General features: G+C 72.2%; 21 protein-coding genes. 11 read left to right on the top strand and 10 right to left on the bottom strand.

Going from position 1 to position 23,794, the window contains the following annotated elements; all coding sequences use genetic code 11:
* Position 1 precedes the first annotated feature (1 nt).
* Genes AB0A94_RS07600 through AB0A94_RS07590 form a run of 3 tightly spaced genes read right to left on the bottom strand, consistent with a single transcriptional unit; the run spans position 2 to position 4,520 of the window.
* Positions 2 to 949 carry a hydroxymethylglutaryl-CoA lyase gene (locus AB0A94_RS07600; protein ID WP_361740290.1) on the bottom strand — a complete coding sequence of 316 codons (948 nt, stop codon included), beginning with the start codon at positions 947 to 949 and terminating at the stop codon, positions 2 to 4.
* A complete protein-coding gene (locus tag AB0A94_RS07595; RefSeq protein WP_361740618.1) occupies positions 946 to 2,877 on the bottom strand; it encodes an acetyl-CoA carboxylase biotin carboxylase subunit in 1,932 nt (643 codons plus the stop codon). Before AB0A94_RS07595 ends, AB0A94_RS07600 begins: the two co-directional genes overlap by 4 nt.
* 26 nt (positions 2,878 to 2,903) lie before the next feature.
* The gene (locus AB0A94_RS07590; protein ID WP_361740287.1) at positions 2,904 to 4,520 is read right to left on the bottom strand and encodes a carboxyl transferase domain-containing protein; all 1,617 of its coding nucleotides are present in this window, start codon (positions 4,518 to 4,520) and stop codon (positions 2,904 to 2,906) included.
* A gap of 87 nt (positions 4,521 to 4,607) precedes the next feature.
* Here AB0A94_RS07590 and AB0A94_RS07585 point away from each other — a divergent pair, with 87 nt between their 5' ends.
* The 4 genes from AB0A94_RS07585 (at position 4,608) to AB0A94_RS07570 (ending at position 8,163) form a co-directional block, all read left to right on the top strand.
* The gene (locus AB0A94_RS07585) at positions 4,608 to 5,207 is read left to right on the top strand and encodes a TetR/AcrR family transcriptional regulator (RefSeq protein ID WP_361740284.1); all 600 of its coding nucleotides are present in this window, start codon (positions 4,608 to 4,610) and stop codon (positions 5,205 to 5,207) included.
* Between the two features lie 116 nt (positions 5,208 to 5,323).
* Entirely contained in the window at positions 5,324 to 6,481 is a 1,158-nt protein-coding gene (locus AB0A94_RS07580) for an acyl-CoA dehydrogenase family protein (protein ID WP_361740281.1), read from the top strand.
* A gap of 35 nt (positions 6,482 to 6,516) precedes the next feature.
* Positions 6,517 to 7,386 (top strand): acyl-CoA thioesterase II, encoded by an 870-nt coding sequence (gene tesB, locus AB0A94_RS07575; RefSeq protein ID WP_361740278.1) that lies wholly within the window; start codon positions 6,517 to 6,519, stop codon positions 7,384 to 7,386.
* Positions 7,387 to 7,647: 261 nt separating this feature from the next.
* Complete coding sequence (locus AB0A94_RS07570) at positions 7,648 to 8,163, top strand: DUF4232 domain-containing protein (protein WP_361740275.1); 516 nt, start codon at positions 7,648 to 7,650, stop codon at positions 8,161 to 8,163.
* Between the two features lie 67 nt (positions 8,164 to 8,230).
* Here the strand turns inward: AB0A94_RS07570 and AB0A94_RS07565 are convergent, their stop codons facing one another.
* Positions 8,231 to 9,022 carry a phosphatase gene (locus tag AB0A94_RS07565; protein WP_217127665.1) on the bottom strand — a complete coding sequence of 264 codons (792 nt, stop codon included), beginning with the start codon at positions 9,020 to 9,022 and terminating at the stop codon, positions 8,231 to 8,233.
* Positions 9,023 to 9,122: 100 nt separating this feature from the next.
* Positions 9,123 to 10,754, bottom strand: a complete 1,632-nt coding sequence (locus tag AB0A94_RS07560; protein WP_361740272.1) for a helix-turn-helix domain-containing protein — start codon at positions 10,752 to 10,754, stop codon at positions 9,123 to 9,125.
* A gap of 206 nt (positions 10,755 to 10,960) precedes the next feature.
* Between AB0A94_RS07560 and speB the strand changes: the two genes are divergently transcribed.
* From speB to AB0A94_RS07545, 3 genes are all read left to right on the top strand, one after another.
* Entirely contained in the window at positions 10,961 to 11,929 is a 969-nt protein-coding gene (gene speB / locus AB0A94_RS07555) for an agmatinase (protein ID WP_361740270.1), read from the top strand.
* Positions 11,926 to 13,611: a thiamine pyrophosphate-binding protein gene (locus AB0A94_RS07550; protein ID WP_361740267.1), complete on the top strand. Its 1,686-nt coding sequence runs from the start codon at positions 11,926 to 11,928 to the stop codon at positions 13,609 to 13,611. Before speB ends, AB0A94_RS07550 begins: the two co-directional genes overlap by 4 nt.
* Before the next feature lie 234 nt (positions 13,612 to 13,845).
* Positions 13,846 to 14,430, top strand: coding sequence for a S1 RNA-binding domain-containing protein (locus tag AB0A94_RS07545; RefSeq protein ID WP_361740264.1), 585 nt, complete (start codon positions 13,846 to 13,848; stop codon positions 14,428 to 14,430).
* Between the two features lie 124 nt (positions 14,431 to 14,554).
* On the opposite strand, the gene AB0A94_RS07540 is transcribed toward AB0A94_RS07545, so the two are convergent.
* The 4 genes from AB0A94_RS07540 to AB0A94_RS07525 all read right to left on the bottom strand — a co-directional run bounded on the left by AB0A94_RS07540 (position 14,555) and on the right by AB0A94_RS07525 (position 17,192).
* The gene (locus tag AB0A94_RS07540; protein WP_361740261.1) at positions 14,555 to 14,911 is read right to left on the bottom strand and encodes a peptidase inhibitor family I36 protein; all 357 of its coding nucleotides are present in this window, start codon (positions 14,909 to 14,911) and stop codon (positions 14,555 to 14,557) included.
* 559 nt (positions 14,912 to 15,470) lie between these two features.
* Positions 15,471 to 16,082, bottom strand: coding sequence for a hypothetical protein (locus AB0A94_RS07535; RefSeq protein ID WP_361740258.1), 612 nt, complete (start codon positions 16,080 to 16,082; stop codon positions 15,471 to 15,473).
* 116 nt (positions 16,083 to 16,198) lie between these two features.
* Complete coding sequence (locus AB0A94_RS07530) at positions 16,199 to 16,405, bottom strand: DUF397 domain-containing protein (protein WP_361740255.1); 207 nt, start codon at positions 16,403 to 16,405, stop codon at positions 16,199 to 16,201.
* Positions 16,398 to 17,192 carry a helix-turn-helix transcriptional regulator gene (locus tag AB0A94_RS07525; RefSeq protein ID WP_361740253.1) on the bottom strand — a complete coding sequence of 265 codons (795 nt, stop codon included), beginning with the start codon at positions 17,190 to 17,192 and terminating at the stop codon, positions 16,398 to 16,400. The genes AB0A94_RS07530 and AB0A94_RS07525 overlap by 8 nt, the downstream gene beginning before the upstream one ends.
* A 163-nt stretch (positions 17,193 to 17,355) precedes the next feature.
* Between AB0A94_RS07525 and AB0A94_RS07520 the strand changes: the two genes are divergently transcribed.
* Together AB0A94_RS07520 and AB0A94_RS07515 are read left to right on the top strand one after the other, a co-directional pair.
* Positions 17,356 to 17,772, top strand: a complete 417-nt coding sequence (locus tag AB0A94_RS07520; protein ID WP_361740250.1) for a hypothetical protein — start codon at positions 17,356 to 17,358, stop codon at positions 17,770 to 17,772.
* Positions 17,769 to 18,086: a hypothetical protein gene (locus tag AB0A94_RS07515; RefSeq protein ID WP_361740247.1), complete on the top strand. Its 318-nt coding sequence runs from the start codon at positions 17,769 to 17,771 to the stop codon at positions 18,084 to 18,086. The genes AB0A94_RS07520 and AB0A94_RS07515 overlap by 4 nt, the downstream gene beginning before the upstream one ends.
* Here AB0A94_RS07515 and AB0A94_RS07510 read toward each other — a convergent pair.
* Positions 18,049 to 18,855, bottom strand: coding sequence for an endonuclease (locus AB0A94_RS07510; RefSeq protein ID WP_361740244.1), 807 nt, complete (start codon positions 18,853 to 18,855; stop codon positions 18,049 to 18,051). The genes AB0A94_RS07515 and AB0A94_RS07510 overlap by 38 nt on opposite strands.
* Positions 18,856 to 18,999: 144 nt before the next feature.
* Between AB0A94_RS07510 and AB0A94_RS07505 the strand changes: the two genes are divergently transcribed.
* Together AB0A94_RS07505 and AB0A94_RS07500 are read left to right on the top strand one after the other, a co-directional pair.
* Entirely contained in the window at positions 19,000 to 19,968 is a 969-nt protein-coding gene (locus AB0A94_RS07505; RefSeq protein ID WP_361740242.1) for an esterase-like activity of phytase family protein, read from the top strand.
* A gap of 77 nt (positions 19,969 to 20,045) precedes the next feature.
* Positions 20,046 to 23,753 (top strand): ABC transporter ATP-binding protein, encoded by a 3,708-nt coding sequence (locus AB0A94_RS07500; RefSeq protein WP_361740239.1) that lies wholly within the window; start codon positions 20,046 to 20,048, stop codon positions 23,751 to 23,753.
* Positions 23,754 to 23,794: the final 41 nt, after the last annotated feature.

Below are 23,794 nucleotides of genomic sequence, written 5' to 3'. Positions count from 1 at the left end.
TTCACTGCTCCTGGTGGGAGAGGGCTCGTACGGTGCGGGACGGGCTGGGTCGGCCCAGGTGTGCGGCCATCCAGACGCTTGTGGCGACCAGACGGCCGAGATCGACCCCGGTGTCGATGCCGAGGCCCCGCAGCATCCACACGAGGTCCTCGGTGGCGAGATTGCCGGTGGCGGACTTCGCGTACGGACAGCCGCCCAGTCCGCCGGCGGAGGCGTCGACCGTGCCGACGCCCCGCTGGAGCGCGGCCAGTGTGTTGGCCAGGGCCTGGCCGTAGGTGTCGTGGAAGTGCACGGCCAGTGCGGACACCGGGACGCCCGCCTCGCCGAGCGCGGTGAGCAGGGCCGTCACATGGCCGGGGGTCGCCACGCCGATGGTGTCGCCCAGGCTCAGCTCGTCGCAGCCCATGTCCAGCAGGGCGCGGCACACCCTCACCACCTGGGCGACCGGTACCGCGCCCTCCCACGGGTCGCCGAAGCACATCGACAGGTAGCCGCGGACGTGGACGTCCTCCCTCTTCGCCCGCCGCACCACCGGCTCGAACATCGCCAGCGCCTCGTCCACCGTGCGGTTGAGGTTGGCCCTGGCGAAGGACTCCGTGGCGCTGGCGAAGACCGCCACCCGCCGGGCGCCCAGCGCCAGCGCGCGGTCGAGGCCGCGCTCGTTCGGGACCAGGACCGGCAGTGACACCGGCAGGTCGGACACCGCCGGGTACAGGTCCTCGGCGTCCGCCAGCTGGGGCACCCACTTGGGGTGGACGAAGCTCGTCGCCTCGATCGTGGTCAGGCCGGTCCCGGCCAGGCGGCGGACGAACTCCGCCTTGACGGCCGTCGGGACGGTCGCCTTCTCGTTCTGCAGGCCGTCGCGCGCGCCCACCTCGTGGATCCGCACCCGGGCGGGCAGTCCGTCCGCCGGTACGGTCATGGGCAGGCCCAGTTCCGGGGCGTTCATGCCGTCTCCTCCTCCACGGGGGCGATGACCGCCAGCACCTGGTCCATCGCGACCGTCGTGCCCGGGGCCACGTCCAGTTCGGTGACCGTGCCGGCGTGCGGGGCGGAGATGACGTGCTCCATCTTCATCGCCTCCACCACCAGCAGGCTCTGGCCCGCGCTCACCTCGTCGCCGACGGCGACCTTCACCACCGTCACCGTGCCCGGCATCGGCGCGGTCAGCGAGTCGGCGCCCGCCTGACCCGCCCGGGTGAGGGACGCGGCGACCGGGTCGTGGTCGCGCACGTGCCAGGCGTCGCCGTCCCGGCCCAGCCAGTCGGCGGCGCGGTGGAAGGTGTGCCGGACGCCGTCCAGCGTCACCGCCACGTGGTCGTCGGTGACGGTGTGGGCGCCGCGCGGGGTGTGCTCCACCGGGTCCGTGACGCGCAGGTGGAAGCCGGCCGGCCTCGGGGTGCCGCCCATGCGCCAGCCGTCCGGCACCGAGAAGGGGTCGGTCCAGCCGTCGCCGCGCGGACGCAGCGCCTCCAGACGTACGGCGGCGGCCGCCTCGTACACCTCTTCGGGCACGCCGGACGGGATCAGGCCGTCCGCCTCCCGCTCCACCAGCCCGGTGTCCATGTCGCCGGAGACCACCGCCGGATGCGCCAGCAGCCGCCGCAGGAACCCGGCGTTGGTCTGCACGCCCAGCGTCACCGTCTCCGCCAGCGCCGCCCGGAGCCTGCGCAGCGCGGTCGCCCGGTCGGGGCCGTACGCGATCACCTTGGACAGCATCGGGTCGTAGAGGCTGCCGACCTCCGTGCCCTCGCTCAGCCCGGAGTCGGTGCGCACCCCGTCGCCCTGCGGTTCGCGGAGCCTCAGCACCGTGCCGCCCGACGGGAGGAAGCCGCGCGCGGGGTCCTCCGCGCAGACACGGGCCTCCACCGCGTGGCCGGTGAGCCGGACGTCCTCCTGCCCGAACGGCAGCGGCTCGCCCGCCGCCACCCGCAGCTGCCACTCCACCAGGTCGAGGCCGGTGATCAGCTCGGTGACCGGGTGCTCCACCTGGAGGCGGGTGTTCATCTCCATGAAGTAGTACGAGGAGGGGTCGTTGCCCGGGACGATGAACTCCACCGTGCCCGCGCCCCGGTAGCCGCAGGAGCGGGCCGCCTGGACCGCCGCCTCGCCCATCGCGGCCCGGGTCTCCTCGTCGAGGAGCACACTGGGCGCCTCCTCGATGATCTTCTGGTGGCGGCGCTGGAGGGAGCACTCGCGCTCGCCCAGATGGACGACGCCCCCGTGGCCGTCGGCCAGCACCTGGATCTCGATGTGCCGGGGACGGTCGATCCACCGCTCGACCAGGAGCGTGTCGTCGCCGAAGGAGGCGCGGGCCTCGCGCCGCGCGGCGGCGATCTCGTCGGCCAGCAGCGAGGCGTCCCGCACCAGGCGCATGCCCTTGCCGCCGCCGCCCGCCGACGGCTTCAGCAGCACCGGCATGCCGATCTCCCGGGCCGCGTCGGCGAGCTGCCCGTCCGTGAGGCCGCTGCCGCTGGAGCCGGGCACCACCGGCACCCCGGCCGCCCGCACCGTCTCCTTCGCGCGGATCTTGTCGCCCATCAGGGCGATCGCGTCCGCCGGGGGCCCGATGAACACCAGCCCCGCCTGAGCGCACGCCCGCGCGAAACCGGCGTTCTCGGCGAGGAAGCCGTACCCCGGGTGGACCGCCTGCGCGCCGGTGCGGGCGGCGGCCTGAAGCAGCCGCTCCACCGACAGGTAGCTCTCCGCAGCCGCCGCCGGCCCGATCCGCACCGCCGTGTCGGCCTCCCGGACGTGCCGGGCGTCGGCGTCCGCGTCGGAGTACACCGCCACCGAGCGCACGCCCATCGACCGCAGCGTGCGGATGACGCGGACCGCGATCTCGCCCCGGTTGGCCACCAGTACCGTCTCGAACATCTGCTCAGTCATCGTCAGGGGTCCCCTCACATCCGGAAGACGCCGAACTGGGGATCACCCAGGGGCGCGTTGGCGCACGCGGTCAGGGCCAGGCCCAGGACCTGCCGGGTGTCCATCGGGTCGATCACGCCGTCGTCCCAGAGGCGGGCCGTCGCGTAGTAGGCGTTCCCCTGACGCTCGTACTGCGCACGGATCGGGGCCTTGAAGGCGTCCTCGTCCTCCGCCGACCACTCCTCGCCGCGCCCCTGAAGCTGGTCCCGCTTCACGGTCGCGAGGACGGAGGCGGCCTGCTCGCCGCCCATCACCGAGATCTTGGCGCCCGGCCACATCCACAGGAAGCGGGGCGAGTACGCCCGCCCGCACATCGAGTAGTTGCCCGCCCCGTACGACCCGCCGACCACCACCGTCAGCTTCGGCACGCGCGTGCAGGCGACCGCCGTGACCATCTTGGCGCCGTGCTTGGCGATGCCGCCCGCCTCGTAGTCCCGGCCCACCATGAAGCCCGAGATGTTCTGCAGGAACACCAGCGGGATGCCGCGCTGGTCGCACAGCTCGATGAAGTGGGCGCCCTTCTGGGCGGACTCGGAGAAGAGGATGCCGTTGTTGGCGACGATGCCCACCGGGTGGCCGTGGATCCGGGCGAAGCCGGTGACCAGGGTCTGCCCGAACTCCGACTTGAACTCCGCGAAACGGGAGCCGTCCACGACCCGCGCGATGATCTCGCGTACGTCGTAGGGCGTGCGGGAGTCGACCGGCACCGCGCCGTACAGCCCCGCCGGGTCCACCTTGGGCTCGACGGCCGGCTCGACCCGCCAGGGGAGCCCTCCCCGCGCGGGGAGCGTGGAGACGATGGTGCGGACGATCCTGAGCGCGTGCGCGTCGTCCTCCGCGAGGTGGTCGGTCACGCCCGACACCCGCGCGTGGACCTCGCCGCCGCCCAGCTCCTCCGCCGTGACCACCTCACCCGTGGCCGCCTTCACCAGCGGCGGGCCGCCCAGGAAGATCGTGCCCTGGCCGCGGACGATCACCGCCTCGTCGCTCATCGCCGGGACGTACGCCCCGCCCGCGGTGCACGAGCCGAGGACCGCCGCGATCTGCGGGATGCCGGCGCCGGACATCCGGGCCTGGTTGTAGAAGATCCGCCCGAAGTGGTCCCGGTCCGGGAACACCTCGTCCTGCATCGGCAGGAAGGCACCGCCGGAGTCCACCAGGTAGACGCAGGGGAGCCGGTTGTCGAGGGCCACCTCCTGCGCGCGCAGGTGCTTCTTCACCGTCATCGGGTAGTACGTGCCGCCCTTGACGGTGGCGTCGTTGGCCACGACCACGCACTCCCGGCCGCTCACCCGGCCGATCCCGGCGATCACACCGGCCGCCGGGGCCTGCCCCTCGTACATCCCGTCGGCCGCCAGCGGGGCCAGCTCCAGGAAGGGCGAGCCGGGGTCGAGGAGGGTGTCCACGCGGTCGCGCGGGAGCAGCTTCCCGCGCGCGGTGTGCCGTGCCCGCGCCCGCTCGCCGCCGCCGAGCGCCGCCGCGGCCAGCTTGCCGCGCAGCTCCTCGACGAGGGCGCGGTGCGCCTCCTCGTTGGCCCGAAAGGCCTCCGACGCGGGATCGGCCGCGCTGTGAAGCTCCGGTGCCTCATGCATCCTGCGGGTCCCCTCACCTTGTTAATGAGCGTTAACGCATTTCCTTCAGGTTAACGAGCGCTAACCCCGCTGTCTAGAATCGTCTCCATGACCACCAGAACCGACGCCCCCACCCGCCGCGAGCAGATCCTCAAGGAGGCCGCGCGGCTCTTCGCCGAACGCGGCTTCCACGGCGTCGGGGTCGACGAGATAGGCGCCGCGGTCGGCATCAGCGGACCCGGGCTCTACCGGCACTTCGCGGGCAAGGACGCGATGCTCGCGGAGCTGCTGGTGGGGATCAGCGGCTCGCTGCTGACCGGCGCGAAGCGGCGCCTGGCGGAGGCCGACGGGACGACGGCCCCCGAGGCGGTCCTCGACTCGCTGATCGAAGGGCACATCGACTTCGCGCTCGACGACCGCCCCCTCATCACCCTGCACGACCGTGAGCTGGACCGCCTCCGGGACACCGACCGCAAGCTGGTCCGCCAGCTGCAGCGGCAGTACGTCGAGCTGTGGGTGGGGGTGGTGCGCGAGCTGTACCCGGAGCTGGCCGAACCGGCCGCCCGCTCGGCCGTCCACTCGGTGTTCGGCCTGCTCAACTCCACCCCCCACCTGACCCGCCCCGGCTCCCTGCCGGGCCGCGCCGGCACCGCCGAGCTGCTGCACCGGATGGCCCGGGGCGCGTTCGCGGCGGCGGGCTCGCGCTGACCTCGGCGGAGTGACGAGCGTTACGGGGCCTCCGCTCTGGACGGCTGTGGATACTCGCCGGTACCTTTGATCTGAGCAAGCGCTTAGACATGCCCAGGTTCTGGAGGTGGCGGACAGTGCGCCGTACGGTTTTCAACGAGGATCACGAGGCGTTCCGGGAGACCATCCGCGCCTTCATCGAGGCCGAGGTCGTCCCCGTCTACGACGAGTGGTTTGCGGCGGGCCAGGCGCCTCGCGACTTCTACTACAAGCTCGGTGAGCTGGGCGTCTTCGGCATCAGCGTGCCCGAGGAGTTCGGCGGCGCGGGCATGGACACCCACAAGTTCGAGGCCGTCCTCTACGAGGAGACCGCCCGCGCGGGCGTCCAGTTCGGCGGTTCCGGCGTGCACGTGCTGCTCGCCCTGCCCTACCTCAAGATGCTGGCCACCGACGAGCAGAAGAAGCGCTACCTGCCGAAGTTCGTCACCGGCGAGGAGATGTGGGCCATCGCGATGACCGAGCCGGGCACCGGCTCCGACCTCGCGGGCATGAAGACCACCGCCAAGCTGAGCGAGGACGGCACGCACTACGTCCTCAACGGCGCCAAGACCTTCATCACCGGCGGCGTCCACGCCGACAAGGTGATCGTCTGCGCCCGCACCGCCGCCCCGACGGCCGAGGACCGCCGCCACGGCATATCCCTGTTCGCCGTCGACACCAAGTCCGAGGGCTACTCCGTCGGCCGCAAGCTCGACAAGCTCGGCCTGAAGACCTCCGACACCGCCGAGCTGGCGTTCGTCGACGTCAAGGTCCCCGTCGAGGACCTGCTCGGCGAGGAGAACAAGGGCTTCTACTACCTCGGCCACAACCTCGCCTCCGAGCGCTGGGGCATCGCCTTCGGCGCCTACGCGCAGGCCAAGGCCGCCGTCCGGTTCGCCAAGCAGTACGTGCAGGAGCGCACCGTCTTCGGCAAGCCGGTCGCCCACTTCCAGAACACCAAGTTCGAGCTGGCCGCCTGCCAGGCCGAGGTGGACGCCGCCGAGGCCGTCGCCGACCGCGCCACCGAGGCCCTGGACGCCGGCGAGCTCACCCCCGCCGAGGCCGCCAGCGCCAAGCTGTTCTGCACCGAGGTCGCCCACCGCGTCATCGACCGCTGCCTCCAGCTGCACGGCGGCTACGGCTACATGAACGAGTACCCGATCGCCCGCCTGTACGCGGACAACCGCGTCAACCGCATCTACGGCGGCACCAGCGAGATCATGAAGACGATCATCGCCAAGGACATGGGGCTGTAAGGCCCCGGAAATCCCTGCCGTATACAACTGACCTCATGAGTCAGGCACTACAGGATCTCCTCGATCTGCTCGACCTCGAGCAGATCGAGGAGAACATCTTCCGCGGCCACTCCCGCAGCGCCGTCGTCCCCCGCGTCTTCGGCGGACAGGTCGCGGCACAGGCGCTGGTCGCCGCCGGGCGGACCGTCCCCGAGGACCGGCCCGCCCACTCCCTGCACGCGTACTTCCTGCGCCCCGGCGACCCCGGCGCCCCGATCGTCTACACCGTCGACCGGATCCGCGACGGCCGCTCCTTCACCACCCGGCGGGTGGTCGCGGTCCAGCACGGAAAGCCGATCTTCCACCTCTCGGCGTCCTTCCAGACGTACGAGGAGGGCCTGGACCACCAGGACCCGATGCCGCCGTCGCCCGACCCGGCCACGCTGCCCACGTCGCAGGAACGCCTGCGCGGCTACGCCCACCTCGCGCCCGAGGTCGTGGAGCGTTTCCTTCAGGCCCGTGCCGCCGTCGACCTGCGCTACGTCGACGAGCCGCCCTACGGCCGCTTCGGCGAGCCCCGCGAACCCCACTCCCAGGTGTGGTTCCGCACCAACGGCAAGCTCGCGGACGACCCCCTGCTGCACGTCGTCCTCGCCACGTACGTCTCCGACATGACGCTCCTCGACTCCGTCCTCCTCGCCCACGGCCGCGGCGGCTGGGCCGTCGGCGACGTCGTCGGCGCGTCCCTGGACCACGCGATGTGGTTCCACCGCCCGTTCCGCGCCGACGAGTGGCTGCTGTACGACCAGCAGTCCCCCTCGGCCCACGGCGGCCGGGGCCTCGGCCAGGCCCGCATCTACACCCAGGACGGCCGCCTCGCGGTCTCGGTCATCCAGGAGGGCGTGGTCCGCGTCCCGCGCCCCTGAGCCGGCTCCGGATGTTCTCCGCGCGCACCCGAGGCGCGGAAGGGGCGCCCCGCACGTGTCCCGCGCACGGGCCGGACGGCTGTCCGCGTCCCGGCGGACCGTTTCACGCGGTCGGTATCCGTGCTGGTCAGCGCCTGTTCCAGCGTCCCAGCGTCCCATGATGGGCGTTCGGTGTGGCGGGTGGGACGGATCACGGCACAAGCTGCGGTCATCCCCAGCGACCCGCTGGACGATCCACCTCGTCACACCACGGAGACCGTCATGCGTTCACGCCTCGCCACCCGCTCCGCCCGCCTCGCCCTGGCCGCCGTCGCCGCGCTCGCCCTCGGCGGCGCCGCCACCGCCACGGCCACCGCCGACAGCTCCACCACCCAGCCCTGCGCGACCAGCGACCTGAGCTTCAAGGTCACGTCCAAGACGCAGGCGGGCGGTTACTACCTGATCACCGCCAAGGCCAAGCCCGGCATCGTCTGCCACCTGGAGGGCGTGTCCCCCTCCGCCTCCTTCGGCTCCTCCCCCGACACCGAGGTCTCGCCCGCCGAGCAGAGCGTCAGCGACGACGTCGTCCTCGGCGGCTCCACCGCCGCCTACGCCGGCATCAACCCCAAGACCACTAACGACAACAACGGTGTGCAGTTCGACCGGCTCCACCTCTCGGTCGCCGGCGACGAGGAGAACTCCGTCACGCTCCGCCTCCCCGACACCGCCACGGTCGACCGGCCCATCGCCACCAACTGGCACGCCGACCCCGCCGACGCCGTCCCGTTCACCGGCTGACCCGGCGTCCACCGACTGCCCGCGTCGGCCGGGGGTGTTCCCCCGCCCCCGGCCGACGCGGGCGTTCTCACTGCGCCAGGCCGGCCTCCGCCAGCAGGTACGCCGTCATCGGGTCGTAGTGGCGGGGGCTGACCACGTGGTCGTCGAGGGGGACCGTGACCTGGACGGTGCCCTCCGCCTCGGCGAGGAACAGCGCCGGGTCGTTGCAGTCGGCGTAGCCGACGCTGTCCACGCCGTACTGCCCCGCGGCACCCGCCCAGCCGTGATCGGCGACGACCAGGTCCGGCAGCGGGCGGCCCTCGCGCTCCAGGGCGGTCAGGATGGCCTTCATCGGCTCACCGGAGTGGGTGTGCCACAGCGTCGCGCCGTGCTCCAGCATCGCCACGTCCGCGAACTGCATCACGTAGCCCTCGTCCGTGGTCAGTCCGTCCGGGATGACCACGATCTCGCAGCCGGCGGCCCGCAGCGCGGCGGCCGTCGCCCGGTGCACGTCCAGCAGCCCGCCCGGGTGACCGGTCGCGAACAGCACCCGCTGCTGCCCGTCCGCCGCCTTGCGCAGCCGCCCGGCCATGCGCTCCAGCCCGGCCACGGTCAGCTCCGGGTCGATGGTGTCCTGCCCGTACCGGTACTCGGGGTCGTCGTTGACGCCGACCCGCTCCGCCATCACCGCGAGCACGTCCTGCTCGTCGGTCCAGCGGTCGCCGAGCTCCAGACCGAGCCAGAAGTGGCGGTCACCGTTGGCCAGTTTGCGGTAGTGGGAGAGGTTGTTCTCGCGCGGCGTGGCGACATCGCCCGCGATGCGTGTGGCGACCAGGTGCTCGACGAGTTCGGCGCGGCTGGGTGTCCCGGGTATCGGCATGCCCCCCATTGTGGAGCAGCGCCCTGCGGGCGTCTCCGGCGTATCGCCTCCTGGGATGCGCGTCATGTACTCAGTCGACTCCGTACGGCTACTCAGGCCCTCACGTCCGCCGCAGCGCGAACCACAGTTCCATCCGTACGTCCGGGTCGTCCAGGTCCGCCTCCAGCAGCGCCGCGCACCGCGCGATCCGCTGCCGCACGGTGTTGCGGTGCACGGAGAGCGCCACCGCCGTACGGTCCCAACTGCCGTGCAGGGAGAGCCAGGTGCGCAGGGTGTCCGTGAGGGCGGGAGCGGCCGCTATCGGCGCGAGCAGCGACCGGGCGTGGGCGTCCGCGTCGTGCGGCGGGACGAGGTCGGTGAGGGCGGGGCGGTCGCCGTGCCGGAGCAGCGGGGCGCGGGTGGCGCGGGCCCGGGCCAGGGCGCGGGCGGCCTGGGTGTCGGCGTCCGGCCAGTCGGGCGGGGCGGCGGCCGCGCTGACGCCGAGGGTCCAGCCCGGCAGCGGCTCCACGGGCCGGCCGGCCGGCACCAGGATCCGTACGGCCTCGTCCGCCGGGTCCACCAGGGCCGAACCGAGTGCGGAGCCGAGTGCGGCGGCGGACACGGGGTCCGGTGCCGTCCGGCCGTCCGGCCGTGCGTGGACGACGTGCCACCGTTCTCCGCCGAGGAGCGGCGCCACGTCCTCGGGCGGACTGCCCAGCAGCAGCCGTACGAGGGCGGAGGAGTGGGCCGCACCGGTGCCGCTCCGCTGTTGGCCGGTGAGGAGGGTGAGCAGGGCGGCTGCGACGGAGGCGATGGTGTGGTCGCCGGGGGTGCGTCGCGGTGAGGCCACGCCGAGTACGTATCCGTGTCCGGGGGCGAGGGCGTAGGCGGCGAGGTGGGTGCCGTTGGCGGTGTCGCTGGCGGAGGCGGGGGTGGGGGCGGGTGCCATGTGCCGGCGTTCGCCGGGTGCCTCCCCCACTCTCGGCTGCGCTCGAACGGGGGGACCCCCATCGCCCACCCGTGCCGCCCCAGCGGCGCGACTGCCCGTGGCTGCGTCGGCGCGGCTGCCCGCAGTCACGTCGGTGCGGCTGTCCGCAGGTGCGTCGGCTGTGTGGGGGCGCACCACCTTGGCCAGGTCGGACAGGGACTGTCTTGTTTCGGGGGGTGGGGTGGTGCCCGAGGCGGCGAGTTCGGTGGTGTCCGGGGCGAACAGGACGGCCCAGCCCCCGATCCGCTGGGCCAGTTGGTGGAGCACCGGCCGCACCGGGTCCGGGCGGGCCGCCGCGGTGGCGAGGCTCTGCTGGGCCTCCGTGACCCGGCGCAGCTCCGCCAGGCGGGCCTGCGCCATCAACTGCCAGACCGCCCGCGCCACCCCCGAGAACGTGGTCCGCGGCGGCACCTCCAGCAACGGCAGCCCGTGCATCTCGCAGGCCTCCACCAGCGCCCCCGGCACCGCGTCGTGGACCGGCGCCAGACCGAAACCGAGCGCCGCCCCGCCCGCCGCCACGATCCTGGAGACGTAGGCGTCGAAGTACCCCGCGCCCGCCCCCTCCGGGATGTGCACCCCCGCCGACAGCAGCAGCTCCCCGCCCAGCAGATACGGGTACGGGTCCGCCATCTCCGAGGCGTGCGCCCAGTGCACGACGGTGCCGGGGTCGTCGGGCCCCGCGATCCGGCGCAGACCGAGGTCCGCGCGGGCCAGCAGGGCCTCCAGGGGCACGGGCGGCGTGGGCGGGACGATGAGGTCCGGCATGGTGGACGTTTCCTCCATCCCGTTCGGCGGATATGGAGGAAACGTACACTTCGCAGTCGCCTTTCGGCCACCTAGGGTCGAGGTGACCGGCAGTGCGCGAAGAAGGACCCGCACGGCAGTCGGCCATCCGGGTCCCCGCCGCCCAGTAGAGTCGTCAGGGCGGGCAGTGCATACGCGACAAAGCGCAGGAAAGAAGGCAGTACTCCATGAGCAGCAACGAGACGCCCCGCGGCCCCGTCGACTCGTCCCGCATCCCGCGGTACGCCGGTCCCGCGACCTTCGCCCGGCTGCCCCGTCTCGACGAGGTCGGCCGCGCCGACGTCGCCGTGGTGGGCGTGCCGTTCGACTCGGGCGTCTCCTACCGGCCGGGCGCCCGCTTCGGCGGCAACGCCATCCGTGAGGCCTCCCGGCTGCTGCGCCCCTACAACCCCGCGCAGGACGCCTCCCCCTTCGCCCTCGCCCAGGTCGCGGACGGCGGTGACATCGCCGTGAACCCCTTCAACATCAACGAGGCCGTGGAGACGGTCGAGGCCGCCGCCGACGACCTCCTCGGCACCGGCGCCCGCCTGATGACCCTGGGCGGCGACCACACCATCGCCCTGCCGCTGCTCCGCTCCGTCGCCAGGAAGCACGGCCCCGTGGCCCTGCTCCACTTCGACGCCCACCTCGACACCTGGGACACCTACTTCGGCGCCGAGTACACCCACGGCACCCCCTTCCGCCGCGCGGTCGAGGAGGGCATCCTCGACACCTCCGCCCTCTCCCACGTCGGTATCCGCGGCCCGCTCTACGGCAAGCAGGACCTCACCGACGACGAGAAGATGGGCTTCGGCATCGTCACCTCCGCGGACGTCTACCGCCGGGGCGCCGACGAGGTGGCCGACCAGCTGCGCCAGCGCATCGGCGACCGCCCGTTGTACATCTCCATCGACATCGACTGCCTCGACCCGGCCCACGCCCCCGGCACCGGCACCCCCGAGGCCGGCGGCATGACCTCCCGCGAGCTCCTCGAGATCCTGCGCGGGCTGGCGTCCTGCAACCTGGTCTCGGCCGACGTCGTCGAGGTGGCCCCCGCGTACGATCACGCCGAGATCACCTCGGTGGCCGCGTCCCACACGGCGTACGAGCTGACCACGATCATGTCCCGCCAGATTGCAGAGGCCCGCGCGCAGTGACCCACGACCACGACCTGGTGCTCCGCCCGACCGCCGCCCAGACGGAGGCCGCGCTGAATCCTCCTCCCGGCCGCAACGGCGGGGACCTGGTCGTGGAGACCCTGGCCGGGCTCGGCGCGACCACCGTCTTCGGCCTGCCCGGCCAGCACGCCCTCGGCGTGTTCGACGCCCTGCGCCGCTCCGACCTGCGCTACATCGGCCTGCGCGTGGAGAACAACGCCGGTTTCGCGGCGGACGCCTACGGCCGGATCACCGGTGAGGCGGCCCCGCTGCTGCTGTCCACGGGCCCGGGCGCCCTCACCTCCCTGGCCGCGCTCCAGGAGGCGGCGGCGGCCTCGGCGCCGGTGCTGGCGATCTGCAGTCAGGTCCCGACGGCCGGCCTGGGCGGTGGCCGCCACGGCTACCTGCACGAACTCCCCGACCAGTCGGCCTCGTTCCGCGGCGTGGTCAAGTCCGTCCACACGGCCCGTACGCAGTCCCAGATCCCGTCCGCGATCGCGGAGGCCTGGAAGTCGGCGCTGACCGTCCCGCACGGCCCCGTGTGGGTGGAGATCCCGCAGGACGTACTGCTCGCGGAGACGGACCTGCCCGTGGTGACGGCGGTGGACGCCACCCCCGACGAGCTGCCCCCGCGCCCCGAGCTGACCGCCCTCGCCGCCCACTTGCTGGCGAACGCCGCCCGTCCCGCGATCATCGCCGGCGGGGGAGTGGTCCGCTCGGACGCCTCCGGCAAGCTGAAGCAGCTCGCCGAACGGCTCCGGGCGCCCGTGGTCACGACCCCCGGCGGCAAGGGCGCCTTCCCCTGGACGCACCCGTTGTCGCTGCAGTCCTGGCTGGAGGACCGCCACACCACCGACTTCCTGGAGGACGCGGACGTCCTGCTGGTCGTCGGCTCCGGTCTCGGCGAACTCTCCTCGAACTACCACACGTTCGAGCCGCGCGGCCGGGTCGTCCAGATCGAGGCGGACCTCGGCAAACTGGAGTCCAACCACCCGGGCCTCGGCATCCACGCCGACGCCCGCCTCGCCCTCCAGGCGCTCCTGGAGACGGTGGAACCGCGCGAGGACGCGACCGCGCCCGAGCGTGTACGGGGAGTGCTGGAACGTGTCCGTGAACGCCTCGCGTCCCAGGAAATCGCCCTGGAACAGCGGGTGCTGACGGCGGTCCGTCGCGCCCTGCCCACGAATTCGCCGTCCTTCTGGGACATGACGATCCTGGCCTACTGGGCCTGGTCCGCGTTCGACGCCATGGGCCCCAACCGCCTGCACTCCGCGCAGGGCGCCGGCGGTCTCGGCTACGGCTTCCCGGCCGCCCTCGGCGCGGCGGTCGCCGACCCCACCCGCCCGGTGCTGGCGGTCTCGGGGGACGGTGGCGCCCTGTACTCCGTCGCCGAGTTGGCCACGGCCCGCCAGTACGACCTCGACGTCACCTGGCTGATCGTCGACGACGGCGGCTACGGCATCCTGCGCGAGTACATGACCGACGCCTTCGGCGAACCCACGGCGACGGAACTCATCCGCCCCGACTACGTGGCCCTGGCGGAGTCCTTCGGTGTCCCCGGCCTGCTGACCAGCCCCGAAACCCTGGAACAGGACCTCGCGAAGGCCCTGGCGACACCGGGTCCGGCGGTGGTCGTACTCCCCGCCGTGCTGCGGATGTTCGCCCCGACCCACCTGAAGTGACCCTCACCCGGAGTGACCGGTGAGGTCCCGCCCCGGGTTCGGACGTGCGTCGAGTTCCTGCGTCCACCACGGGCACAGGGCCACGTGGTCGCCCTCTTGCACGCTGGTGGCGCCCGTCGGCCGCCCCTTCCGCACCGGCCGGTCGCCAAGGGTCCGGCACCCGGTCGTTGCGACGGCGCCTCCACGAGGAGGGTTCCTGTGTCCGCGCCCGCTCCTCGTGAGAGGCTGACCGGTATGGAGGACCGGTTCGAGACCCCGGGACTGCGGGCGTTCCTGGAATCACTGACCGAGGGGCAGGTCCTCTCCGGCACCGTCGCCGCGATCGAACGGTTCGGTGTGTTCGTGGCGCTGGACGAGGGCCCCGACCATCCGGTCTTCCCCGGCGTAGGGTTCATCACGGTCCCCGAACTGTCCTGGCGGAGCCTCGATTCGGTCGCGGAGGCCGTCGAGACCGGTCAGCGTGTCTCCTGCGTGTTCCTTCAGTTCGACACGTGGAACATGGAGGCCAGGCTGTCCCTGCGGGGCATGCGGCCGGACCCCTTCCAGGCGTTCGCCGACCGCAACCCGACGGGCCGGGTCCTCCGGGGAAGGGTCACTCGGCTGGTGCCGTTCGGTGTCTTCGTCGAGGTCGCCGACGGCATCGAGGGGCTGGTCCGTCCGCGGGACCTTCCCGGGTCGCCCGGGGACGCCGCGTCGGACACGGTCCGGGTCGGCGACGAGCTCACGGTCGTCGTCACCGGGACCGACCGGCAGAGGCGCACGCTGACCCTCACGTGCGGTCGCCCGCCGTCCGTCACCGACGGGTGGCCCACGGGTTGAGCACCGGCACCGGATCGTTCGAGGGCCCGGGAGTCCGTACGGTCCCGGGACCGGGAGCATCGACGGCTCCGACCTCGCGTGGGCGCTGTCGGAGCTGACGGCGCTCCCGGGGCGGGTCCGGTGGTCAGCAGCCGCCCGGGCTGACCCCGTCGATGCGTCCGCCGAAGTCGCCGAGGTAGCGGGAGCGCCAGTCGCCGTCGAAGACGTCCCGCTTCTCGGCCGGCTGCCAGTTCACGAGGCAGGCCCGGGCACCGGCGACGAACGAGCCGACGTGGTCGTGGAAGCGGGACGGCGTGTCGCGGTAGCCGCTGCGCGTGTGCCACTCCCAGTAGTCGCCGTCGAAGCCCTCGTTGCTCCAGAAGCACACCGCCCCGTCGGGACAGGACGGGGGCTCGTCCGAGGCGGCGGACGCCGTGTGGGCGGGCAGCAGGAGGGCGGTCAGGGCGAGGGCGGCGGCGAGGGACCAGGAACGAGTCTTCACGGCACTCTCCAGTAAGGCGTCGTCGAAGCGTGGGATCGCCCCGGTGTCCGTGCCGGGGTGATCCCATGTTCACGGTGGCGCAGGGTCGATCGACCCCGCGCCACCGTCCACATCACCTGATGGGGCGAACCGGAGGCTCCGCGGAGGCGCTTCCCACCGAGGGGCGGGCGCCACACGTGCGGGGTGCACGAGGTGCGGTGTTCTGTGGAGTGGTGCGTCGTTGCACGGGTGCTGTAGATGCGGGTGCTGTAGATGCGGGGGCTGGTGTTTTGCGGGGGTGATGCGCTGTTGCGTGGGTGCCCCAGGTGTGGGGTGTGCGGGGTGCGGTGTTCTGCGGAGTGGTGCGTCGTTGCGCGGGTGCTGTACGCGCGTGTGTACGGGCTCGGGGGCCGGCGTCCCGCGTCGCGTCATCGGGCCGGTTCTCCTGGGGGCGTCGGGGGAGGGGCTCGTCCACGGCCGTGCCGCGCGACTTCGCCGGCCCCGACCGGTCGGCCGCCGGCAGCCCGGGACAAGCGCCCGAGCCCCTGCCCTCCTGACTGCCGGCAGGCCGTACCGGGCTTCACCGCGGGTGGGCAGCCCAGGGGGCGAGCAGGTCGCGGAGCAGTTCGCCGAAGGCGTTGTCGAGTGTGTCCTCCCGGGCCCGGTCCCCGACTGCTTCGGGGCAGAGGGCGGCGGGCCGGGCGATCCACAGGATCTTCCAGGGCCGGGAGCCGAGTTCGGGATCGCCCCAGACACCACCGTGCGAGTAAAGGGGATGCAGCACGTCGCTGATGCGCTCGGTCGCGGTCTGCATCAGCGGTCCCTCGGCCGCCGTGTACGCCGTCGAGAAGGCTTCGGGGGAGGTACGCGCGACGGCGGCCGTGGTCGGGTGACGGCGAACGACCCGTACGACCTCCGTCAGATGCGCGGTGATTCCCGGGACGGTGCCGTCACTGGGGGAGGTGCGATCCGCCGTGTCGAAGGCCTGCGCCAGCTCCGTCCGCAACGCACGCAGGTGCAGGGCCGAGGCGGACTTCCAGTTGGCGTAGAGGAAATTGCGCGTGATTCCACAGGTGCGGGCGACGGCGGTGAGGGACACGTCCAGGCCGTCGGTGCGCATGAGGGTGCGCACGGTTCTGATCACGTGCCCTGTGCTGTGGGGGTTGTGGTCGTAGGCGAATCGGGAGCTCATGGAGGACACCTTGGAGAAAAGCGTGAGCACAGGGCAGGTCAACGCCAGTTGGCCACTCAAATGAGCGACGAGAATACGGCGGGGGCCCAAGTGTTCACGTTTTTCGGATGGGTGGGTCAGTTCCTGAGCGCGGCGATGAACGACATCCACCCGGTCACGGAGAAAACCACCGCCGGCCCGTCCATCACCTTCGAGTCCCGAACCGCCACACCGGATGAGTGGTCATCGGCCACTTCCAGGCAACTGCCTGCTTCGTTTCCGCTGTACGACGACTTGCGCCAACCGCTGAGCATGGTGGCGTCGGCTATGGTCCGGTCAGTCATCGTGTCCGTAGTCCTTCGCTGTGGTCTTCATGACGGCGAGCGACTCGCGTAGCGGGAGTGCGTCGCTCAGTGCGAGATGGTAAGCGCCCTGCAGCTGTTCGACGACGGCCGGAGCGTCATGAATCTTGGCCACCCGCACACCCTCCGAGTAAGCCACCGGGGGTTGGTCCTCGAACCACATCAGGCTCAACATGCCCTGCATGACGGGATAGGCGCCCGTTGCGCGAGGCATCACATGAACGCGGATCCGACCTCGCTCGACCATTCGTACAAGGTGCATGAGCTGCTCTGCCATGACATCGGGGCTGCCCACCAGGCGATGCAGCAGACCTTCGTCCAACAAGGCCCAAAAGGCGGGCGTCGTGGGATTGTCGAGGATCTTCGCCCGCTCAAGGCGTGTGACAAGGCGCTTGTCACGCTCCTCGTCACCCAGGGGAGGGAACGTCGTGCCAAGGACGGCTCGCGCGTATCTCTCTGTCTGTAGGACCCCTGGTACGAACGTCACCGCGGACTCCCGGATCATCACCGCCTGCTGTTCGAGCAGTCGCGCGGCCTCGAAGTAGTCGGCGACTGCGGCGTGCTGTTCCGGCAGGAAGCTGCTCAGGACGTTTCCCGTGTTCAGCGCCGCGTCCAGGCGGCGCGCGTCCTCCTTCGACGGCACCCGGCGACCCGCCTCGATGTGGGCGATGTGCGAACGCGTCATGATCACCGTGTCGGCCAACTGCTGCTGGGTCAGACCCGCGGACTCGCGCTGCTCCTTGAGCCAATCCCCGTAGACGCTGCTCATGGCGTCAACCTCCTTGTGACGAAGGCCTTGTCACCGGTTCCCCTCTGGCGAGCCTAGCCGCACTCGTCTCACTCTGTGAGTGGATGACTACACAAGGCGATACCCCGTGGCCGTCGGGCCGGTCCCGGGGCGTGCTCATCAACGAGTCCGAGGAGTCGACGACATGAACGACCGTCTCACCCGTCTTGCCGGCCCCCTGCTGCGGCTTCTGCTGCCCGGCAAGGGCAGGCACCGCATCGCCTCCGCGCCCGTCCCGCGGCGGATCGCGCCGGGCGTCGAGGTGCGGGCCGCCGGAAGGGCCGGTCCTCGACACCTCCGCGGCGAGGACAACGCCCTCGTCCGCCCTTACGTCCTCGCCCACGAGGACCGGGAAGAGGCGCGGCGACAGTGGACCCGGCGCCGCGCGCTGTGGCTCGCCGTACACGGCGTGGACATCGGGCCGCGGACGACCGGCGCCGGGCCGCGGACGACCGACGCCGGACCACGGACGGTCGGTGCCGGGGCGCGGGCGACCGACGCCGGACCACGGACGGTCGGTGCCGGGCCGCGGGCGATCCACGGCGTGGCGGTGACGGCATGACGTACCAGGACCCCGAACCGCGCCTCCTGCCCTGGACGGGGTCGGACGGAAAGCCCTGTTATCTCGTCACCGACGGAACCGGGTACCTCTCGCGCCACGCCGACGCCGTCGAGCGGACGCAACTCGCCATGGCCGACGAGCTGCTCGGTCACGCGGCGGACCTGCTGGCCGACCGCCGCGTGACCGCGGACCAGCTCCGGTTCCTGCTCGCGCGCATGTGCGAGTCGCTCACCGACGTGCGTCGGATCGCCGGGAGCCGGGGCGCCCGCCTGGCGGCTACCAGATCGACTCGACCCACTCCGGGTGGTCGATGAACGGGTTGCGGTTGTGCTGGTACGAGGCGTAGATGACCTCGTTGCGGCGCTCCTCGAACGCGCTCGGCGGGTCCTCCTGGTGCCACTGCTTCAGGACCGAGAGGCGGCCGTGGTACGGATTGCTGCCGTTGGTGACGGAGTCGTTGGGCTCCAGGTCGGGCCAGCCGTCGGTGCCCTCGTAGCGGACGGCCATGTAGAGGATCATGCGGGCCACGTCGCCCTTGACCGCGTCGCGCGGCTCGAAGGAGTTGGAGTCGGTCAGGCTGCCGCCGCTGTTGGTGAACGAGCTGCCGCCGTTGTCGAAGTCCTTGTTGCCGCGGATGGAGTTGACCTGGACGTCCTCGGGGCGCAGGTGGTGCAGGTCGGTGCCGGGACCGGTGGAGGTGCCGAAGTCGCCGTGGGACTTGGCCCACACGTGCTCGCGGTTCCAGTCGCCCGTGTCGCCGCCGTTGAGGGACTTGCTGCGGGAGAGGCCCGAGTACAGCAGGACCACGTTGCTGCTGTTGTTCGGGTCCTGGTCGGTGACCTTCAGCGCCTCCCAGACGGCCGAGTACGAGATCTTCGTCTGGTCGCTGATGATCGTGTGCAGGGAGTCCTTCAGTGCCGTGCCGGACTTGCCGATCGCGGCGGCGTAGTACGTGTCGTCGTACGCGGTGGTCGCGGCGCCGGCGGCCGGTGCGGTCAGGGCGGGGACGGTGAGCCCGACCAGGACGGCCGAGGTGGCCAGGGCGAGGCTCTTCCAGCGGCGGCGTATGTGTGTCACGGGCATGGGGGACGTCCGTTCTACGCGAGTTGATTGAGCGGCCGAACGGAAGGGTGACATGGACATGTATGCGCGGGGGTGAAGAAGAGGTGTCGGTCGTGTGTCGGTAAGCGGTGACCGGCCGTCACCCGGCCGTCCTACGGTGGCGGCATGCGCCTGAGAACCCTCCTCGCCACCACCACCGCCGCTCTCGCCGCCGCGACCTGCCTGACCGCCGCCGGACCCGCCGACGCCCAGCAGCACGGGACGCGCCACGCCTGCTCCACGTCCGTCTCCATCGACCGCTTCTCCGACGCGCTCGACAAGACGACGCACGACGGCACCTACGTCGGCAACCTCTCCGCCCTCGCCACGGACCGGCACCGCACGGTCGCCGCCCTCTCCGACCGGTCCGCCCTGTTCCGGCTGGACGCGCGGACCCTGCGGCCCGAGGACGTGATGCCGCTCGCCGACGAGAACGGGGCCGCGCTCGACTCCGAGGGACTGGTCGTCGACCGGGACGGCACGTATCTCGTCTCCTCCGAGACCGAGCCCACCGTGCGCCGCTACTCCCGGGACGGGAAGATCCTCGACCGGCTGCCGGTGCCCGAGGAGCTCGGCACCCGCGCCCGTGCCAACGGCAGCTTCGAGGGCCTGACCCTCCTCCCCGGCGGCCGCACGCTGGTCGCGTCGATGGAGTACGCCCTCACCGGCGACCCCGACGACCAGGTCCGCCTCCAGACCTGGCGGCGCACCGCCCACGGTGGCTTCCGGCCCGGTGCCCAGTACACGTACACGACCGACCGGGGGCTCGGGGTCACCGAGGTCACCGCCACCCCCGACGGACGGCTGCTCGTCCTGGAGCGCGGCTTCACCTCCGGCGTCGGCAACACCGTCCGGCTCTACCTGGCCGACCGGCACGGCAGCACGTACGACAAGACCCTGCTCGCCGACCTCGCCGACTGTCCCTCCCTCGGCGCCACCGCCAGGCAGCCCCAGCCCAACCCGCTCCTCGACAACATCGAGGGCATGGTGGTCACGGGCCGCGACCACGGCCGGCTGAAGGTGCTCCTGGTCAGCGACGACAACCAGAACGCGAGCCAGACCACCCGCCTCTACGCTCTGCGCGTACGCCTCTGAATGTTGCGGAGGGATGAAATCCGCCGCTGACCGCGTTGGTGCCTTCCGGCAGATCAGGACGATCGGAGGGCACCCGCGTGACACCGCAACGGGGATGGGCACGGCGACTGGCCGGATACGCGTGGCGGCATCCGGGGGACGTGGTCCTCGCGCTGGGCTCCTCCCTCGGCGGCATGGCCGTGATGGCGCTGGTCCCGCTGATCACCAAGGTGATCATCGACGACGTGATCGGCGACAGGACCAGGTCCATGACCACCTGGGCCGGTCTGCTCGTCGGGGCCGCGCTCGCCGTCTACGTCCTCACCTACGTCCGCCGCTACTACGGCGGCCGGCTCGCCCTGGACGTCCAGCACGACCTGCGCACCGAGATGTACGGGACGATCACCCGGCTCGACGGCAGACGCCAGGACGAGCTGTCCACCGGGCAGGTCGTCGGACGCGCCACCAGCGACCTCCAGCTGATCCAGAGCCTGCTCTTCATGCTGCCGATGACCATCGGCAACCTCCTGCTGTTCCTGATCTCCCTGGTGATCATGGCGTGGCTGTCGCTGCCGCTCACCGCCGTCGCCCTCGCCGTCGCCCCCGCCCTGTGGTGGATCGCCAAGCGCAGCCGCACCCGGCTGCACCCCTCCACCTGGTACGCGCAGGCGCAGGCGGGAGCCGTGGCCGGAGTGGTCGACGGCGCGGTCAGCGGCGTACGCGTGGTGAAGGGCTTCGGGCAGGAGGAGCAGGAGACCGGCAAGCTGCGCGAGGTCGGACGGCGGCTGTTCGCGGGGCGGCTGCGCACCATCAAACTGAACTCCCGGTACACCCCGGCCCTCCAGGCCGTCCCCGCCCTCGGCCAGGTGGCGATGCTGGCGCTCGGCGGCTGGCTCGCGGTGCGCGGGCACATCACGCTGGGCACCTTCGTCGCCTTCTCCACCTACCTCGCCCAGCTCGTCGGGCCGGTCCGGATGCTCGCGATGGTCCTCACCGTCGGCCAGCAGGCCCGCGCCGGCACCGAACGCGTCCTGGAGCTGATCGACACCGAGCCGTCCCTGACCGACGGCACCAAGGAGCTGCCCGCCGACGCGCCCGCGACCGTCGAGTTCGACGGCGTCTCCTTCGGCTACGACCCCGGCCGGCCGGTCCTGGACGGCCTCTCCTTCGAGATCCGGCCCGGGGAGACCCTCGCCGTCGTCGGCGCCTCCGGCTCCGGCAAGTCCACCGTCTCCCTGCTCCTGCCGCGCTTCTACGACGTCACGCACGGCGCCGTCCTCGTCGGCGGCCACGACGTGCGCGAGCTGACCACCGAGTCCCTGCGGGCCGCGATCGGACTGGTCCCGGAGGATTCGTTCCTCTTCTCCGACACCGTGCGCGCCAACATCGCGTACGGCCGCCCGGACGCCACCGACGAGCAGATCACCGCCGCCGCCCGCGCGGCCCAGGCGGACCGGTTCATCGACGAGCTGCCCGACGGCTACGACACCACCGTCGGCGAGCACGGCCTGACCCTCTCCGGCGGCCAGCGCCAGCGCGTCGCCCTCGCCCGCGCGATCCTCACCGACCCGCGCCTGCTGGTTCTGGACGACGCGACCTCCGCCGTGGACGCCCGCGTCGAGCACGAGATCCACGAGGCGCTGAAGGGGGTCATGGAGGGCCGGACGACCCTGCTGATCGCCCACCGCCGCTCCACCCTCAACCTCGCCGACCGCATCGCCGTCCTCGACGGCGGCCGGCTCGCCGACATCGGCACCCACGACGAGCTCCAGCGGCGCTCCGCCCTCTACCGCAGGCTGCTCACCGACCCCGACGAGCTCGGCGCCGTCTCCCCGGGCCACACCCCGCCCGCCGGACCGCGGGAGGAGGACACCTCGGTCCGCGCGGAGCTGGACGCCGAGTTCGACGCCGAGCGCGGGGTCACCCCACGGCTGTGGACCGGCGACCGCGAGCCCAAGGACACCGCCCTGGCCGGCGCCCCGGCCACCCCGGAACTCCTCGCCCAGGTCGAGGCGCTGCCCCCGGCCGACGACGTCCCCGACGTCGACGAGGCCCAGGCCGTCCGGCCGGAGGACTCCTACGGCCTGCGCCGTCTCCTGCGCGGCTTCCGCACCCCCCTCCTCATCAGCCTCGGCCTGGTCGCCGTGGACGCCGGCATGGGCCTGCTGCTGCCGGTGCTGATCCGGCACGGCATCGACCAGGGCGTCACGCAGACCGCCCTCGGCGCGGTCTGGGCGGCCTCCCTGCTCGCCCTGCTCACCGTGGCCGTCCAGTGGGCGGCGCAGATCGGTGAGATCCGGATGACCGGACGCACCGGCGAACGCGTCCTGTACGCGCTGCGGCTGAAGATCTTCGCCCAGCTCCAGCGGCTCGGCCTCGACTACTACGAGCGCGAGCTGACCGGCCGGATCATGACCCGGATGACGACGGACGTCGACGCGCTGTCCACGTTCCTGCAGACGGGCCTGGTCACGGCGTTCGTCTCGGTGGTCACCTTCTTCGGCATCATGGTCGCCCTGCTGGTCCTCGACGTCGGGCTCGCCCTGGTCGTCTTCGCGACCCTGCCCCCGCTGGTCGTCGGCACGTACTTCTTCCGCCGGGCCAGCGTGAAGGCGTACGAGCTGGCGCGGGAGCGGGTGTCGGTGGTCAACGCCGATCTGCAGGAGTCGGTGGCGGGGCTGCGGATCGTGCAGGCGTTCCGCCGCGAGCGTGACGGCGGGCGCCGGTTCGCCGAACGCAGCGCCGACTACCGCGAGGCGCGGATCCGGGGCCAGTGGCTGATCTCGGTGTACTTCCCGTTCGTGCAGCTGCTGTCCTCGGTCGCAGCCGTGGCGGTGCTGGTCGTGGGCGGGGGCCGGGTCGACGACGGGACGCTGGCGATCGGCTCGCTGGTGGCGTACCTGCTCTACATCGACCTGTTCTTCGCGCCCGTGCAGCAGCTCTCCCAGGTCTTCGACGGCTACCAGCAGGCGTCCGTCTCACTGGGCCGCATCCAGGAACTGCTGCGCGAGCCGGCCTCCACGGACGCCGCCGAGAAGCCGCTCGACGTGCCGTCACTGCGCGGGGAGATCGCCTTCGAGGGCGTGCACTTCGCGTACGGGGACGGAGAGGAGGCGCTCGACGGCATCGACCTCACCATCCCCGCCGGGCAGACCGTCGCCTTCGTCGGCGAGACCGGCGCCGGGAAGTCCACGCTGGTCAAGCTGGTCGCCCGGTTCTACGACCCGACGGACGGGCGGGTCACCGTCGACGGCACGGACCTGAGGGACCTGGACCTCACCGCGTACCGGCACCGGCTCGGGGTCGTACCGCAGGAGGCATACCTCTTCCCCGGCACCGTCCGCGACGCCATCGCCTACGGCCGCCCGGACGCCACCGACGCCGAGGTGGAGGCGGCGGCCCGCGCGGTCGGCGCGCACGAGACGATCGCCACGCTGGACGGCGGTTACCTCCACGAGGTCGCCGAGCGGGGCCGCAACCTGTCCGCCGGGCAGCGCCAGCTGATCGCGCTGGCGCGTGCCGAACTGGTCGACCCGGACGTGCTGCTGCTCGACGAGGCGACGGCCGCGCTCGACCTGGCCACCGAGGCGCAGGTCAACCAGGCCACCGACCGGCTCGCGGGACGCCGTACGACGCTCGTCGTCGCCCACCGCCTCACCACCGCCGCCCGCGCCGACCGGGTGGTCGTGATGGACCACGGCCGGGTCGTGGAGGACGGCACGCACGAGGAACTGCTCCGGCTCGGCGGCGCGTACGCCCGGCTGTGGCGGACGTTCGTGGGGGAGGACGTGCCGGCGCCGGCGTGAACGGCGGCCCCGACGGCCCCGTGTGCAACCATCCGGCGTAC

The sequence above is a fragment of the Streptomyces sp. NPDC044984 genome (assembly GCF_040646935.1).
GTDB lineage: Bacteria > Actinomycetota > Actinomycetes > Streptomycetales > Streptomycetaceae > Streptomyces.
This window is presented reverse-complemented; position numbering and strand designations above follow the sequence as displayed.

Coding starts and splice junctions, on each gene's coding strand:
- AB0A94_RS07590 (WP_361740287.1), bottom strand. CDS start 4,520: ATGCATGAGGCACCGGAGCTTCACAGCGCGGCCGATCCCGCGTCGGAG.
- AB0A94_RS07525 (WP_361740253.1), bottom strand. CDS start 17,192: ATGAGCAGCGTCTACGGGGATTGGCTCAAGGAGCAGCGCGAGTCCGCG.
- AB0A94_RS07505 (WP_361740242.1), top strand. CDS start 19,000: ATGCGCCTGAGAACCCTCCTCGCCACCACCACCGCCGCTCTCGCCGCC.
- AB0A94_RS07600 (WP_361740290.1), bottom strand. CDS start 949: ATGAACGCCCCGGAACTGGGCCTGCCCATGACCGTACCGGCGGACGGA.
- AB0A94_RS07560 (WP_361740272.1), bottom strand. CDS start 10,754: ATGCCGGACCTCATCGTCCCGCCCACGCCGCCCGTGCCCCTGGAGGCC.
- AB0A94_RS07520 (WP_361740250.1), top strand. CDS start 17,356: ATGAACGACCGTCTCACCCGTCTTGCCGGCCCCCTGCTGCGGCTTCTG.
- AB0A94_RS07565 (WP_217127665.1), bottom strand. CDS start 9,022: ATGCCGATACCCGGGACACCCAGCCGCGCCGAACTCGTCGAGCACCTG.
- tesB (WP_361740278.1), top strand. CDS start 6,517: ATGAGTCAGGCACTACAGGATCTCCTCGATCTGCTCGACCTCGAGCAG.
- AB0A94_RS07585 (WP_361740284.1), top strand. CDS start 4,608: ATGACCACCAGAACCGACGCCCCCACCCGCCGCGAGCAGATCCTCAAG.
- AB0A94_RS07530 (WP_361740255.1), bottom strand. CDS start 16,405: ATGACTGACCGGACCATAGCCGACGCCACCATGCTCAGCGGTTGGCGC.
- AB0A94_RS07515 (WP_361740247.1), top strand. CDS start 17,769: ATGACGTACCAGGACCCCGAACCGCGCCTCCTGCCCTGGACGGGGTCG.
- AB0A94_RS07595 (WP_361740618.1), bottom strand. CDS start 2,877: ATGTTCGAGACGGTACTGGTGGCCAACCGGGGCGAGATCGCGGTCCGC.
- AB0A94_RS07570 (WP_361740275.1), top strand. CDS start 7,648: ATGCGTTCACGCCTCGCCACCCGCTCCGCCCGCCTCGCCCTGGCCGCC.
- AB0A94_RS07510 (WP_361740244.1), bottom strand. CDS start 18,855: ATGCCCGTGACACACATACGCCGCCGCTGGAAGAGCCTCGCCCTGGCC.
- speB (WP_361740270.1), top strand. CDS start 10,961: ATGAGCAGCAACGAGACGCCCCGCGGCCCCGTCGACTCGTCCCGCATC.
- AB0A94_RS07535 (WP_361740258.1), bottom strand. CDS start 16,082: ATGAGCTCCCGATTCGCCTACGACCACAACCCCCACAGCACAGGGCAC.
- AB0A94_RS07545 (WP_361740264.1), top strand. CDS start 13,846: ATGGAGGACCGGTTCGAGACCCCGGGACTGCGGGCGTTCCTGGAATCA.